Source organism: Rathayibacter sp. AY1C2 (assembly GCF_002931195.1).
Taxonomy (GTDB): Bacteria; Actinomycetota; Actinomycetes; order Actinomycetales; family Microbacteriaceae; genus Rathayibacter.
Genome location: NZ_PSWG01000010.1, coordinates 93,715 through 106,748 on the forward strand (window position 1 = coordinate 93,715; position 13,034 = coordinate 106,748).

Genomic DNA, 13,034 nt, shown 5'->3' on the forward strand with positions numbered 1-13,034 from the left:
ACCAGGCTAACCGCGAGCACCGACAGCCGACGCACCGTCGAGGAGCGCGGCGACCCGCTCCCGCACCGCGGCCGCGATCTCCTCGACGGGGAGAGCGGCGTCCACGACGAGGAAGCGCTCGGCGTCCGTCTCGGCGATCGCCAGAAACGCCTCGCGCACGCGCCCGTGGAACTCCGCCTTCTCGGCCTCCAGCCGGTCGAAGCGGGTGCGGGCCGCGTCGAGCCGGCCCCGCGCGACGGCGGGGTCGAGGTCGAGCAGGACGGTGAGGTCTGGCCTCAGGTCGTGGGTGGCCCACTCCGAGAGCCGCCGGACCTCGACGGCGTCGAGGACCCGCCCGGCTCCCTGGTAGGCGACGGAGGAGTCGATGTAGCGGTCCTGCACGACGACCTCGCCCCGCTCGAGCGCCGGTCGCACGAGCGTCCCGATGTGCTGGGCGCGGTCCGCCGCGTAGAGCAGGGCCTCGGCCCGCGGATCGATCTCGCCGCGGTGGTGCAGGACGATCTCGCGGATCTGCAGGCCCACCTCGGTGCCCCCGGGCTCGCGGGTGCGGACGACGGTCTCGCCCCGCGTGCCCAGCCACTCCTCGAGCAGCCGGGCCTGCGTGGTCTTGCCCGCGCCGTCCCCGCCCTCGAGGGTGACGAACAGCCCGGTCACGACTCGGTCGCGTCCGACGTCTCGGCGGCGGCCGCCGCGGCCGCGCGGCTCGCGGAGGTGGCGCGGGGCGCGGCGGGCTTCTTCGCTGCGGTCGTCTTCTTGGCGGCCGCGGCCGTCTTGGCCGCGGTCGTCTTGGCCGCCGTCGTCTTAGCCGCCGTCGTCTTGGCCGCTGTCGTCTTGGCCGCCGTGGTCTTCGCCGCGGGCTTCTTGGCCGGCGCGCGCTTGGCCGGAGCCTTCTTGGCCGGGCCCTTCGCGCGCTTGTCGGCGAGCATCTGGACCGCCTGCTCGAAGTCGATCTCCTCGATCGTGAGGCCCTTGGAGATCGTGACGTTGGTCTCGCCGTCGGTCACGTAGGCGCCGAAGCGTCCGTCGCGGATCCGGATCGGCTTGCCGCTGACGGGGTCCGCCTCGAACTCCTTCAGCGCGCTCGACGCGCGTCGCGCCCCGTACTTCGGCTGGGCGAAGATCTCGAGCGCCGTCGGCAGGTCGACCTCGAAGATCTGGTCCTCGCTGGTGAGCGACCGGCTGTCGGTGCCCTTCTTGATGTACGGGCCGTACCGGCCGTTCTGAGCCGTGATCGGCTCGCCGCTCTCGGGGTCGTCGCCGACCGTGCGCGGCAGGTCGAGCAGGCGCAGCGCCGTCGCCAGGTCGATCGACGCGACGTCCATGGACTTGAAGAGGGAGGAGGTGCGCGGCTTCACGACAGCGGGCTTCTTCGCGCCGCGCTTCGCGGGCGCGGGCTCGACGACTTCCCCGGTGGCGGGATCCGCCGCGGTCTCCGGCTCCGGATCGACCTCGGTCACGTAGGGGCCGAAGCGCCCGTCCTTGACGACGACGGTCTTGCCCGAGTCGGGGTTGCTTCCCAGCACGCGGTCGGTCTGCACCGGGGCGTCGACGAGCTCCTGCGCCTTGGCGGGCGTGAGCTCGTCGGGAGCCAGCTCGAGCGGCAGGTTGACGCGACGCGGCGTCTCCTGCCCCTCCTCCTGGGCCACCTCGAGGTAGGGGCCGTACTTGCCGATGCGCAGGGTGATGTCGTCCGTGATCCGGACGGAGTTGATGCTCTTCGCATCGATCTCGCCGAGGTTGTCCACGACGTGTCGGAGCCCGGGGTGCGTGCCTCCGCCGAAGTAGAAGCGGTTGAGCCAGGCGACGCGGTCCTCCTCGCCGCCGGCGATGCGGTCGAGGTCGCCCTCCATCTCGGCGGTGAAGTCGTACTCCACCAGGTCGGAGAAGAAGTCCTCGAGCAGCCGGACCACCGAGAAGGCGATCCAGTTGGGCACGAGGGCGGTCCCGCGCGGAGTGACGTAGCCGCGGTCGACGATGGTGGAGATGATCGACGCGTAGGTCGAGGGCCGGCCGATGCCGAGCTCCTCGAGCGCCTTGACCAGGCTCGCCTCCGTGTAGCGCGGGGGCGGCGAGGTCTCGTGGCCCTTGGCCTCGACCTCGGCGACGACCAGGCTCTGGCCGACCTCGAGCACCGGCAGCTTGGCGTCCTTCTCGTCGCGGGCGCCGTGACGCTCCTCGTCGCGCCCCTCCTCGTAGGCGAGCAGGAATCCGCGGAAGGTGATGACGGTTCCGGAGGCGGTGAACTCGGCGGTCTTCGCGACGTCGCCGGCCGGCTCGGCGAGCAGCGTCACGGTGGCGGTCGAGCCCTTGGCGTCGGCCATCTGCGAGGCGACGGTGCGCTTCCAGATGAGCTCGTAGAGGCGGAGGTCGTTGCCGCGGAGGGTGCCCGAGAGCTGGTCCGGGGTGCGGAAGGTCTCGCCCGCGGGCCGGATGGCCTCGTGCGCCTCCTGCGCGTTCTTGTTCTTGCCGGAGTACAGGCGGGGCTTGTCCGGGACGGTCTCGGCTCCGTAGAGGGACGCGGCCTGAGTGCGTGCGGCGTTCAGCGCCTGCTGCGAGAGCCCGGGCGAGTCGGTCCTCATGTAGGTGATGAAGCCGTTCTCGTAGAGCGACTGCGCGACGCTCATCGTCTGGCGCGCCGAGAAGCGGAGCTTGCGCGCCGCCTCCTGCTGGAGCGTGGACGTGGTGAACGGGGCGGCGGGGCGGCGCGAGTACGGCTTGGACTCGAGGTTCGAGACCCGGACCGTGGTGGCGGGGTCGCGCAGCGCCTCGGCGAGGGCACCGGCGGTGGACTCGTCGAGGACGGTGACGTCGCCCTTCAGCTGACCGCGGTCGTCGAAGTCGCGGCCGCTTCCGATCCGCTTGCCGTCGAGCCGCGCCAGGCGGGCGTCGAAGCCCGCCGCGGCGTCCGACTCGGGTGCGAGCACGGTGGCGAGGTCCCAGTAGCTCGCCGACACGAACGCCAGGCGCTCCCGCTCGCGGTCGACCACCAGGCGGGTCGCGGCCGACTGCACCCGACCGGCCGAGAGCCCGGGGCCGACCTTGCGCCACAGCACGGGCGAGATCTCGTAGCCGTAGAGGCGGTCGAGGATGCGGCGGGTCTCCTGGGCGTCGACCAGGGAGGTGTCGATGTCCCGGGTGTTGTCGCGCGCCTTCTGGATCGCGTCCTTCGTGATCTCGTGGAAGACCATGCGGTGCACGGGGACCTTGGGCTTGAGCTCCTCGAGGAGGTGCCACGCGATGGCCTCGCCCTCGCGGTCCTCATCAGTGGCGAGGTAGAGCTCGTCGGCGTTCTTCAGCGCGCGCTTGAGGTCGGCGACCGTCTTCTTCTTCTGGTCGGAGACGACGTAGTAGGGCTCGAAGCCGTTGTCGACGTCGACGGAGAACTTGCCCAGCGGGCCCTTCTTCAGCTCCGGGGGGAGGTTCTTCGGCTCGATGAGGTCGCGGATGTGCCCGACGGAGGCGAGCACCTCGTAGCCGTCGCCCAGGTACTGGGCGATGGTCTTGGCTTTCGCCGGCGACTCGACGATCACCAGCTTCTTCGTGCCGGACACAGTTCTCCTCGATTGGTGCTGTCGGGTCGGACGACCAGTGGTCCGACGTCCCCTTGCTGCGGGGAGACGGTGCGCGGCGACGTGGTGCGGGGAACGGCGACGCGTCCCCATCGGCGGGGGCGCCCGACAGGCACACCATACACACTGACCCCGGACGTCCTGCCCCCTCCCGAGGACACGGGGACCTCGGGAGGACGCTGGACACGGCCTCGGAGCCGCCTGCCCGGCCTGCCGACGACGGGGGTGACGCGCGGCGCCGATCGGCGCATGATGAGGCATGGCAACGACGCACACCACCACGACCTCCGCCTACACGGCCAAGCTCCTCGACGGACCGCTGGAGGGCAAGACCCTCCGCCGGGGATACGGCGACGATCAGGCCCCCGCCGCACGCCTCGAGATCCCCGGGGCGAGGGCGGGCTCCCGCTACATCTACCTCCTCGCCGGCGGCCTCGAGCACGACGAGGGCGCGGGCGCCCTGCCGACCGCCGCCGCGTACCGGTACCAGCGACTCTCCTCCGACTGACGCGCTCCCGCGGCGTCGTCCGGACCTCGGTCCGGACGACGCCCGCTGCTGCCTCCGCCCTCAGGGCGGCGGGCCGGCCCTCGACCGCGCCGTGAGGGAGAGCGGACCCGCGGCGACGGCCGCCTCCGTTCTCGCGACGCCCCCGTCGACGTCGCAGAGGACGAGCTCGGCGCCGTTCGCGCGGGCCACGGCGGCGGCACGTCCGCACGGATCCCCGGTCAGCAGGCCGGAGGCGACGTCGGCCGCTGCCAGGGACGAGGCGTCCGCGGCGGCGACCGCTCGCTGGTGCCCGACGACTCCTGCGCAGCCGGCGAGCACGGCGGCCGTCACCAGGATCGTGCCCGCGACGACTCCGATCGCCACGACCGCGGCCGATCCCTCCTCCCGGTCGCGGACAGCCCCGGGGAGCCGTCGGATCATCCGCCTCCGCCCAGCGCGCAGGACCGGACCGAGACCGGGAGCGACACCGCCGGGAGCGGGCGCAGCCGGGCCGCGACGTCGACGCAGACCAGTCCGTCCTGCTCCCCCGCCGTGAGCGACGCCCCCGCCACCCGGGCGAGCGGCGTGCGGGGGTCGTCGCCCCGGGCCGCGGACCGGGCCGCGTCGGCGGCCGCGTCGACGAGCCGGACGTACTGCGCCGAGGCCGCCACCGACCCCAGGCACAGCGCCAGTACCGCGACCACCGCCGGGAGCACGAGCGCGAGCTCGGCAGTGGCCGAGCCCTCCTCCTGGACGAGCCGCCCGCGCAGCAGCGGAAGGCCTCTCATCCCGCCGCGGTGAGCGCGCGGGTCACCAGGTCGGTCAGGATGCTCCGCACCTCGTCGCCCTTGAGGATGACCACCAGCAGCCCGGCGAAACCGACCGCGGCCATCGTCGCGATCGCGTACTCCGCCGTCGCCGACCCCTCCTCGTCGCCCAGAGCGCCGAGACCTCCCCACCCGGGTCGGCGCCACTCGACGCGCCCCGCGGAGACGTCGATGCCCGTTCCTCCGCCGGACGCCGCACCTCCGCCGCTCCTCGAGCCCCGGCTCGTTCCGGGCACACCACTTCCCGCATCCCTGCTCCTACCGAGTCCTCGACTCCGGGAGACTCCCCCGCCGCTGATCGCCGTGTCACTTCTCATCCGTCCTGCTCCGTTCCGCCCCGCTCCGCGCCCCTCCTCCGAGGATCGCGGACTCCCGATCCCACCGATCGACCCTCCGGCCGATCCGTGGAGACGCCTCCCGGTCCCGCCCCTGTGGAGGAGCGGTCGACCGCGTCACGCCGCCACCGAGAACGTCGAGAGCAGCACCGAGACGACCATCGGAGCCACTCCGAGCAGCAGGAACGCCGGCAGCACGCAGATCCCGAGCGGCAGCATCAGGGTCACGCCGAGCCGAGCGGCTCGCTCCCGCGCCCCGGAGGACGCCCGTGCCCGGACCAGAGCCGCCTCGCTCCGGAGCAGGCGTCCGGCCGGCACGCCCGCCGCCGCGGAGAGGGCGAGCACCGGGTCCGCGTCGGAGAACACGCGCTCGCCCGAGTCGAGCCCGCACTCGGCGAGCGCCGCCACGACCCGGGCGCGCGACGACTCGATCGAGCCGCCACCGGCCAGCGCCACCGAGAGGAGGTCGAGCGCGAGCCCGGGCGCCGGATCGGCCGGGGCCGCGCTTCGGACGAGGCGCCGCGTCCACGCGTGCGCGGCCGCCATCAACCCGGCTCCCCCGACCAGGCAGACCGCACCGGGCACCGTCCCGAGGAGCACGCCGACCACGTCGAAGCCCAGCAGTGCCCCCAGACCCAGCGCCGCCAGCGGCAGCGCGCTCACGACCCTCCCGGTGGCGGAGGGACCGGCCAGAGCCACCTCGATGTCCCGGCGGGCGCGCGCCAGCTCGCGCAGGGACTCCGCCAGCTCGCCGAGAGCGGCGGCGACCGGCGCGCCGGAGTCGGCGGCCACCCGCCACGCGGCGGCCAGCGCCGCCCACGCGGTCGCCTCACCGGTGTCCGGCGCTCGCCGTCGCGGCCGCTTCCGCTCCGAGCCGCTCCGCCGCGAAACCGGCGTCCCGCGCAGCAGCGCCTCCGTCACGTCGCCCCCGCGGCCGGCCTCCTCCGACACCGCCCGGAGCAGTCGCCGCCGCCGCGCGTCCCCGCTGTCCGCCCCTTCCGCCCCCGCGAGATGCCCGAGGGCCGACGCGGGAGCCACTCCCGCCGCGAGGAGGACGGCCAGTCGGTGCACGACGGCCGCGACCTCGTCCAGCCCGTCGCGGCCCGTCACGCGCTCGACCTCGAGGCGCTCGGGAGCGACCCGTCCTCGACCCTCAGGCGGCCGGCCGCGTCGAGCGCGAACGTCCCGGATGCCGCCAGCCGCCGCCGCCCGTCGCGGCGCTCGAGGTGGAGCACCAGGTCGATCGCGCTGACCGTCTGGCGGGCGATCGCCTCGGGCCCGAGTCCCGCGAGGACCCCGAGCGCCTCGAGACGCGCGGGCACGTCCTCGAGGGAGTTCGCGTGGAGGGTCCCCGCACCGCCGTCGTGCCCGGTGTTCAGCGCGGACAGCAGCTCGCGCAGCTCGACGCCGCGGCACTCGCCGAGGACCAGGCGGTCCGGACGCATCCGCAGCGCCTCCCGCACGAGCCGGTCCAGGCCCACGGCACCGGCGCCCTCGAGGTTGGGCTGCCGAGCCTCGAGCGAGACGACGTGCGGGTGCGCCGGCCGGAGCTCGCCGACGTCCTCGATGGCGACGATCCGCTCGGTCGGCGCCGCGCACCCGAGCAGGGCACCGAGCAGGGTGGTCTTGCCTGATCCACCGGCTCCCGTGATCAGCAGGTTCCACCGCTCGCGGACCGCCCGGCGCAGAAGCCGCACTCCGTCGTCGTCCAGCATCCCGGCCGCCTGCAGCTCCCCGAGCGTCCAGGAGTCCGACCGCGGCACCCGCACCGACACGAGCGCTCCCCCGGTCGCCACCGGCGGCAGCACGACGTGCACGCGGACCCCGTGGCGGAGCCTGACGTCCACGCACGGGCTCGCCTCGTCGACGTGCCGTCCACCGGCCGCGACCAGCGCGACGGCCAGCCGCCGTGCTCCGGCAGCGTCGAGCGTCCACTCCGGAACCCGCTCCGCACCACCGCCCCGGTCGATCCAGAGGCCCGCGCCGCCGTTCACGAAGAGGTCGGTCACCGCGGGATCCGCGGCGTGCGGCGCGAGCAGCCCGAGACCGGCGGCGGCGGGCCGCACCGGCAGCGGGTCGCGGCGGTGCTCGGCGGGGACGAGGGGGACGAAGTCGCGGGTCATCCCGGCACGCTAGGAGCCCGTTCCGCGCGCCGGGGCGCTCCCTGCCCGATCGGAGGAGAGACGCCCGCGTCGGCGCCTGTGGAGGAACGACCCGGGCCGGACGCGAGCGCAGGGGCGGCCCGGGGCTCTCGGCAGGGAGCCGCTCCGAGGAGGGGCCCCACGGCGCAGAGAAGCCCAGTCGACGAGGAGACGTCCCGGCGACGCGGAAACGCCCCCGCGAGCAGGGCTCGAGCGGGGGCGTCCGTCCGCCGGATCAGGCGGGAAGAAGGGGGCGGCACCCATTGGGGGGAACAGGTGCCGCCTCGGCGGCGCTGGATTGGGGGGAATCACTTGCGCCGCTGGGCCGAAGTTCATTCGGCCGTATGCAACTGTAGGGGACGGATCGCGATTCGCCAAGCCCGGATCCTGTTCTCTGCGGACTCTTATCCGACACCCGCCCCGCACTCAGCTTGCGGCGCTCGGCGATCCCCGCTGGAGGCGGGCGCTACGGTGGTGCGACGCCGACCGCGCGGGCCGGCGAACGTCTCACTCGCGAAGGAGCGAATCGCAGATGTCCACTCCCCCCGACGCCCCGGCCGCCGACCGGAACGCCATCGACAACCTCCTCCACGAGACCCGCCGGTTCCCGCCGCCGGCCGATCTCGCCGCCGGAGCGGTCGCGACCGCCGCGCTCTACGACGAGGCCGCGGCCGACCGCCTCGCCTTCTGGGCCGACCGGAGCCGCGAGCTCCTGCACTGGCACCGACCGTTCACGCGCACCCTCGACTGGAGCGAGCCCCCGTTCGCGAAGTGGTTCGACGACGGCGAGCTGAACGTGGCCTACAACTGCCTCGACCGCCACGTCCTGGCCGGCCACGGCGACCGCGTCGCCCTGCACTGGGAGGGCGAGCCCGGCGACTCCCGCTCGATCACCTACGCCGAGCTCACCGCCGAGGTGAAGCGCGCCGCGAACCTGCTCACGAGCCTCGGCGTCCGCGCCGGCGACCGCGTCGCGATCTACCTGCCCATGATCCCGGAGGCGGTCATCGCGATGCTGGCCGTCGCCCGGCTGGGGGCGGTCCACTCCGTCGTCTTCGGCGGCTTCAGCGCCGAGAGCCTGCGCGCGCGCATCGACGACGCGGAGGCGACACTCGTCATCACCGCCGACGGCGGCTGGCGCAAGGGCGCCGTCTCGCCCCTGAAGCCGGCGGTCGACGCCGCGCTCGCCCTCGGCGGCGAGTCCAGCGTCCAGCACGTCCTGGTCGTGCGCCGCGGAGGCAACGAGGTCGCCTGGCACGAGGGGCGCGACCTCTGGTGGCACGAGGAGATCGTGGCGGTCGACGCCGACCACGTCGCCAAGCCGTTCCCCGCCGAGCAGCCCCTCTTCATCCTCTACACCAGCGGCACGACCGGGAAGCCCAAGGGCATCCTGCACACCAGCGGCGGGTACCTCACCCAGGTCGCCTTCACGCACCGCGCGGTCTTCGACCTGCACCCCGAGTCGGACGTCTACTGGTCGACCGCGGACGTGGGCTGGATCACCGGGCACAGCTACGTCGTCTACGGCCCGCTCGCCAACGGCGCCACCCAGGTGATGTACGAGGGCACTCCGGACAGCCCGCATCCCGGCCGCTGGTGGGAGATCGTCGAGAAGCACGGCGTGACGATCCTCTACGCGGCGCCCACGGCGATCCGCTCCTTCATGAAGCTCGGCCGGCAGATCCCGCAGCGCTTCGACCTCTCGAGCCTGCGCCTGCTCGGATCGGTCGGCGAGCCGATCAACCCGGAGGCGTGGGTCTGGTACCGCGACGTCATCGGCGGCGGCCGCACCCCCATCGTCGACACGTGGTGGCAGACCGAGACCGGCGCGATGATGGTGTCCCCCCTGCCCGGGGTGACGACTCTCAAGCCCGGGTCCGCGCAGGTAGCTCTGCCGGGGATCTCGATCGACGTGGTCGACGACTCCGGGACGCCGGTCGGCGCCGACGAGGGCGGACTGCTCGTGATCACCGAGCCCTGGCCGGCGATGCTGCGCGGCATCTGGGGCGACCCGGAGCGCTACGTCGAGACCTACTGGTCGAAGTTCGGCGACCGCTACTTCGCGGGCGACGGGGCGCGTCGTGATCAGGACGGCGACCTCTGGCTCCTGGGGCGCGTGGACGACGTGATGAACGTCTCCGGCCACCGCCTCTCGACGGCCGAGATCGAGTCGGCCCTCGTCTCGCACCCGGTCGTCGCCGAGGCGGCCGTCGTGGGAGCCGCGGACGAGACCACCGGCCAGGCCGTGGTCGCGTTCGTGATCGCGAAGGCGAGCCAGGCCGAGGCGCTGGCCCACGGACACGACGAGCTCGAGGCCACCCTGAAGGCGCACGTCGCCGAGCACATCGGCGCGATCGCCCGCCCGAAGCGGATCTTCGTGGTGCAGGAGCTGCCCAAGACCCGCTCGGGGAAGATCATGCGCCGGCTGCTGCGCGACGTGGCGGAGGGACGTGCCGTGGGCGACACGACGACGCTCGCGGACACGCAGGTGATGGCGGTGATCTCCTCCGCGATCGCCGCGGACTGACCGGGCGCCGCCCCCTCCCGCCGTGTGGGCCGGAGGGGGCGGTGCGTCAGTCGAAGGCGACGATCAGCTCGACCTCGACGGGAGCGCCGAGGGGCAGCTCCGCCACCCCGACGGCCGAGCGCGCGTGACGGCCGGGCTCGCCGAACACGTCGCCGAGCAGCTCCGAGGCGCCGTTGATCACGCCGGGCTGCCCGGTGAAGCCGGAGGCGGACGCGACGAAGCCGGTGAGCTTCACGATCCGCGTCACCCGGTCGAGCGATCCGATCGCGTCGGCGACGGCCGCGAGCGCGTTGAGGGCGCAGGTGCGGGCCAGCTCCTTCGCCTGCTCGGGCGACACCTCGTCGCCGACCTTGCCGACCAGCGGCAGAGCGCCGTCGACGAAGGGGATCTGCCCCGCCGTGTAGACGAGGCCGCCGTGCACGACGGCGGGGACGTAGGCGCCGGCGGGGACCGCGACCGCGGGCAGCTCCACGCCGAGCTCCGCGAGGCGCTCGGCGATCACGCGCCGGCCTCGGCGACGGGGCGCTTGAGGTACGCGACGAGGCCGCCCTCGGGACCGGTCACGATCTGGACCAGCTCCCAGCCCTCGGATCCCCAGGTGTTCAGGATCGCCGTGGTGTTGTGGATCATCAGCGGGGTGGTGATGTACTCCCAGCGCGGGACGGACATGGCTCTCCTCGGGTGCGGCCGGTGCGGGACGACTGCTGAGCGCCGCGCGTCGGCGGGATGAGCGCCGCGGCTCGTCCGAGCGCGGCGACTACGCTGATTCTATGTCGGGGCAGGGCGGGACCAGAGTCGTGAAGACTATCGGGGGCGCCGTCGGCGGTCTGATCGGCATCGTCGCCATGAGCGTCGTCGCGGGAGTCCTGGTGGCCGCCTCGGTGACGCCGGCGATTGCGCTGAGCGGCATGGCCGCCGGCAACACGGTGGAGATGTTCGACAACCTCCCCGAGTACCTCGAGATCGGCACGCTCGCCGAGAAGAGCGACGTGTACGCGAAGGACTCCTCCGGCGGCGACGTGCTGCTCGCCTCCTTCTACGCCCAGAACCGCGTCGAGGTGGGCTGGGACGAGATCTCGCCGTTCGTGAAGGACGCCGTGGTCGCCTCCGAGGACCCCCGCTTCTACGAGCACGGCGGCATCGATCTGCTCGGCACCGTCCGCGCGGCCGCGACGACGGCCATGGGCGGGGACGTCCAGGGCGGCTCCTCCATCACGCAGCAGTACGTCAAGAACGTGCTCGTGCAGAAGGCGGAGGCGCTCAGCGATCCGATCGAGCGCGACGCGGCCTACCGCGAGGCCACGGAGACCACTCCGGAGCGCAAGGTCGCCGAGATGCGGCTCGCCATCGGGCTCGAGAAGGAGTATCCGAAGAACGACATCCTGCTGGGCTACCTCAACATCGCCCTGTTCGGCGGCACCGTCTACGGCGTCGAGGCGGCCGCCCGCTACTACTTCGGAGTGAGCGCGAAGGACCTCTCGCTCGCGCAGTCCGCCGCGCTCGTCGCGATCGTGAACAACCCCGAGAAGTTCCGCTTCGACCGGCCCGGCGACCCGGCGAACCCCGCCGCGGAGGGCTACCCGCAGACCCGGGACCGGCGCGACTACATCGTCACCCGCATGGACCTCGAGTCGAAGGTGACGTCCGAGCAGGCGCAGGCGGCCGTCGCCGAGCCCGTGACGCCGAACATCACCGAGCCGAGCACCGGCTGCCAGACGGCCGGAGTCGCGGCCTTCTTCTGCGACTACGTCACCTGGGTCATCAAGAACGACGACGCGTTCGGTGCGAGCCAGGACGAGCGCGACGCCACCTTCAAGCGCGGCGGCTACCGGATCTACACGACCCTCGACTCCGACCTGCAGCAGGCCGCCGTCTCGGCCACCGACGACTGGGTGCCCAAGTCGATGGCGAACGTGAACATCGGCAGCGCGAGCGTCTCGGTCGAGGTCGGCACCGGCCGCATCCTCGCGATGACCCAGAACAAGGACTACTCCAACGATCCGGACCTGACGGGCCCCAACTACACGAGCGTCAACTACAACACCGACTTCGGGTACGGCGGCTCCTCGGGATTCCAGGTCGGCTCGACCTACAAGGTGTTCACCCTCGCGGAGTGGCTGCAGGAGGGGCACTCGCTCGGCGAGAGCGTCGACGGCACCCGCCGCGCCTACACGACCTTCCGTGACAGCTGCGAGCCCGACGGCGTCTACTACGGCGAGTCCTGGAACCCCGGGAACGACGAGGGCGGCAACGGAGGAGTGACCACGGCCCTGCAGGCCACGACCGGCTCGATCAACACCTCGTTCGCCGCCATGGCCCAGCAGCTGGACCTCTGCGGCATCCGCAACACGGCGCTGGCGATGGGCGTGCACCGTGCCGACGGGACCGAGCTGCAGAAGCTCGCGCCGACCATCCTCGGCACCAACGAGATCGCTCCGCTCACGATGGCCACGGCCTTCGCCGGCTTCGCGAACAAGGGCACCGTCTGCACGCCCATCGCGATCGACCGGATCGTCGACCGCACGGGCGCGGACGTCGCGCCGCCCGCCTCCGAGTGCAGCCAGGGGATGTCCGAGGAGGTTGCCGCGACCGCCGGCTACGCCCTGCAGCAAGTGGTGACGGGCGGCACCGGCGCCCCCTCCAACCCCCGCACCGGGGTGCCGCACATCGGCAAGACCGGCACCACGGACGACGCGCTGCACACGTGGATGGTCGGCGCGAGCACCGAGGTCGCCACCGCCACCTGGGTCGGCAACGTGACCGGCTTCACCTCCATGCGCGGATTCAGTCTCAACCGGGTGAACGCCGGTCAGGTGCGCCACCAGATCTGGCCGCGCATCATGCGCGTCGCCGACGCGAAGTACGGCGGGACGGCGTTCCCGGCTCCGGTCCGCTCGCTCGTCGACGCTCCGCAGGAGGCCGTGCCCCAGGTCACCGGCCAGAGCCCCTCTGCGGCGGCCGCACGCCTGCGCTCCGTCGGCTTCACGGTCCGCGTCGACACTTCTCCGGTCCCCTCCGACCGCCCGGCAGGGACGGTCGCGCAGACGAACCCGCCCGCCGGGTCGCGCGTCTCCCGGGGCGCGGAGATCACCCTGCAGATCAGCGCCGGACCGGGCGCCCCGCCCCGCGCGGGCTGAGCCCCCGCACC

The 13,034-nt window shown here is 73.2% G+C and carries 12 protein-coding genes; 3 read left to right on the plus strand and 9 right to left on the minus strand.

Translation table 11 applies throughout. The features are described from left to right. Positions 1–6 precede the first annotated feature (6 nt). A complete protein-coding gene (gene tmk / locus C5C55_RS09380; protein WP_104233730.1) occupies positions 7–654 on the minus strand; it encodes a dTMP kinase in 648 nt (215 codons plus the stop codon). Next, complete coding sequence (topA, locus tag C5C55_RS09385; RefSeq protein WP_104233731.1) at positions 651–3,551, minus strand: type I DNA topoisomerase; 2,901 nt, start codon at positions 3,549–3,551, stop codon at positions 651–653. Before topA ends, tmk begins: the two co-directional genes overlap by 4 nt. Positions 3,552–3,828: 277 nt before the next feature. On the opposite strand from topA, the gene C5C55_RS09390 reads away from it, so the two are divergent. Next, the gene (locus C5C55_RS09390) at positions 3,829–4,077 is read left to right on the plus strand and encodes a hypothetical protein (protein ID WP_104222197.1); all 249 of its coding nucleotides are present in this window, start codon (positions 3,829–3,831) and stop codon (positions 4,075–4,077) included. A gap of 60 nt (positions 4,078–4,137) precedes the next feature. Here the strand turns inward: C5C55_RS09390 and C5C55_RS09395 are convergent, their stop codons facing one another. The 5 genes from C5C55_RS09395 to C5C55_RS09415 all read right to left on the minus strand — a co-directional run bounded on the left by C5C55_RS09395 (position 4,138) and on the right by C5C55_RS09415 (position 7,341). After that, positions 4,138–4,497 (minus strand): Rv3654c family TadE-like protein, encoded by a 360-nt coding sequence (locus C5C55_RS09395; RefSeq protein WP_104233732.1) that lies wholly within the window; start codon positions 4,495–4,497, stop codon positions 4,138–4,140. Continuing rightward, entirely contained in the window at positions 4,494–4,844 is a 351-nt protein-coding gene (locus C5C55_RS09400) for a TadE family type IV pilus minor pilin (RefSeq protein ID WP_104233733.1), read from the minus strand. The genes C5C55_RS09395 and C5C55_RS09400 overlap by 4 nt, the downstream gene beginning before the upstream one ends. Continuing rightward, positions 4,841–4,996, minus strand: coding sequence for a DUF4244 domain-containing protein (locus tag C5C55_RS17015; RefSeq protein ID WP_258068897.1), 156 nt, complete (start codon positions 4,994–4,996; stop codon positions 4,841–4,843). Before C5C55_RS17015 ends, C5C55_RS09400 begins: the two co-directional genes overlap by 4 nt. Positions 4,997–5,335: 339 nt before the next feature. Then, the gene (locus tag C5C55_RS09410; RefSeq protein WP_104233735.1) at positions 5,336–6,328 is read right to left on the minus strand and encodes a type II secretion system F family protein; all 993 of its coding nucleotides are present in this window, start codon (positions 6,326–6,328) and stop codon (positions 5,336–5,338) included. Next, positions 6,325–7,341: a TadA family conjugal transfer-associated ATPase gene (locus tag C5C55_RS09415; protein ID WP_104233736.1), complete on the minus strand. Its 1,017-nt coding sequence runs from the start codon at positions 7,339–7,341 to the stop codon at positions 6,325–6,327. The genes C5C55_RS09410 and C5C55_RS09415 overlap by 4 nt, the downstream gene beginning before the upstream one ends. A 550-nt stretch (positions 7,342–7,891) precedes the next feature. Between C5C55_RS09415 and acs the strand changes: the two genes are divergently transcribed. Beyond that, positions 7,892–9,886, plus strand: a complete 1,995-nt coding sequence (gene acs, locus C5C55_RS09420) for an acetate--CoA ligase (protein ID WP_104233737.1) — start codon at positions 7,892–7,894, stop codon at positions 9,884–9,886. Positions 9,887–9,932: 46 nt separating this feature from the next. Here acs and C5C55_RS09425 read toward each other — a convergent pair whose 3' ends face one another. Both C5C55_RS09425 and C5C55_RS16585 read right to left on the minus strand, forming a co-directional pair. Then, positions 9,933–10,388, minus strand: coding sequence for a RidA family protein (locus C5C55_RS09425; RefSeq protein ID WP_219812178.1), 456 nt, complete (start codon positions 10,386–10,388; stop codon positions 9,933–9,935). Then, positions 10,385–10,555, minus strand: coding sequence for a hypothetical protein (locus C5C55_RS16585; protein WP_164861113.1), 171 nt, complete (start codon positions 10,553–10,555; stop codon positions 10,385–10,387). The genes C5C55_RS09425 and C5C55_RS16585 overlap by 4 nt, the downstream gene beginning before the upstream one ends. Positions 10,556–10,683: 128 nt before the next feature. Here C5C55_RS16585 and C5C55_RS09430 point away from each other — a divergent pair, with 128 nt between their 5' ends. Beyond that, positions 10,684–13,023 (plus strand): transglycosylase domain-containing protein, encoded by a 2,340-nt coding sequence (locus C5C55_RS09430; RefSeq protein ID WP_181067824.1) that lies wholly within the window; start codon positions 10,684–10,686, stop codon positions 13,021–13,023. Positions 13,024–13,034: the final 11 nt, after the last annotated feature.